The organism is Rhizobium sp. RU36D (assembly GCF_900176345.1).
In the GTDB taxonomy this organism is placed as follows: Bacteria; Pseudomonadota; Alphaproteobacteria; order Rhizobiales; family Rhizobiaceae; genus Allorhizobium.
Genome location: NZ_FWXU01000077.1, coordinates 1 through 1,115, shown reverse-complemented (window position 1 = coordinate 1,115; position 1,115 = coordinate 1). Strand labels below are relative to the sequence as shown.

1 protein-coding gene is annotated in these 1,115 nt (G+C 60.1%); it reads right to left on the bottom strand.

Annotation, left to right across the window (positions count from 1 at the left end):
- Positions 1-1,031, bottom strand: a protein-coding gene (locus B9A97_RS29225; protein WP_143530779.1) for an IS630 family transposase whose coding sequence is annotated in 2 segments (ribosomal slippage) — positions 1-539 and positions 539-1,031 — 1,032 coding nt annotated over the 2 segments. Because the reading frame shifts where the segments join, the coding sequence is not laid out codon by codon here. This gene is flagged as partial in the annotation.
- Positions 1,032-1,115: the final 84 nt, after the last annotated feature.

Here is a 1,115-nt window from a genome sequence, read left to right as displayed (position 1 = left end):
GATGGACATGATCTTCCACGGCTGATCGACGAGCCTGTTCCAAGCGCGGCAGCATTGATCGACGATGTCGTCGTAGTCCTTGAAGACGCGGTTCGACAACCAGTTGTCCCTCATGAACTGCCAGAGGTTCTCGACCGGGTTCAATTCTGGCGACCTCGGCGGCAGGAACATCAAGGTGATGTTGTCTGGCACCTTCAGCTTCGGCGTGACGTGCCAGCCTGCTTGGTCGAGAATGAGCACCGCATGTGCTCCGGGATCGACGGCGTTGCTGATTTCGGCAAGGTGTTCCTGCATCGCCTCGGTGTCGCAATAGGGAAGGACGAGGCCAGCCCCCTTGCCCTTTTTCGGGCAGATCGCGCCAAAAATATAGGCCCACATGGTGCGCTGGTCGTGCGGGGCCAACGGTCGGGTTCCCCGGCGTGCCCAGCGGCGCGTGATCTTGTTCTTTTGCCCTATTCTGGCTTCGTCGGCCCACCAGATTTCGATGTCTGTGCCGGGCGCGCATTTCTTCCTGATCTCTGCCAGCGCGGCAGGGAAGTCTTTTTAAAAACCTCACCCTCCAATTCGTTCTGGGCGTAATGGCGCGGACGAGCGGAAAGCTTGGCAAAACCGAGTGTCCTGAGTTCTCGCCCGACTGTCGTCTCGTCGACAGAGACCCGAAACTCCTGGAACAGCCACTGCACGAGGTCCTTCCGTCGCCAGCGGACCACGCCGTGAACGGCGGGGATCGGACCGCTTTCGACGATCTTCGCCAGCGCTTGGCGCTGCGCGTCGTTTAGCTTGGCCCGGCCGCCTGGTGCTTTTGTGTTGATCAACCCGGCGGGGCCGCGTTCGTTGAAGCGCAAGACCCAGTCACGGACGATCTGCACCGTCACCCCGCCGATCTCCGATGCATACTGCCGGGAGCCGCCATCATAAACCGAGGCCAGCGCCAACAGCCGCCGGACCTGGGCGGCATCCTTTGCCTTCCTAGCCAGCCTCCTGAGAGCGGTTCCGTCGTAATCTGCCCGCAACGATATCGCCTTCGTCATGCCAAACCTCCGTTTGGCATAATGAGTCAGAATTCCTCTGATTTGGGAATCCCATCACGAGTCGGCGTCATTGCTCGTTGGTAT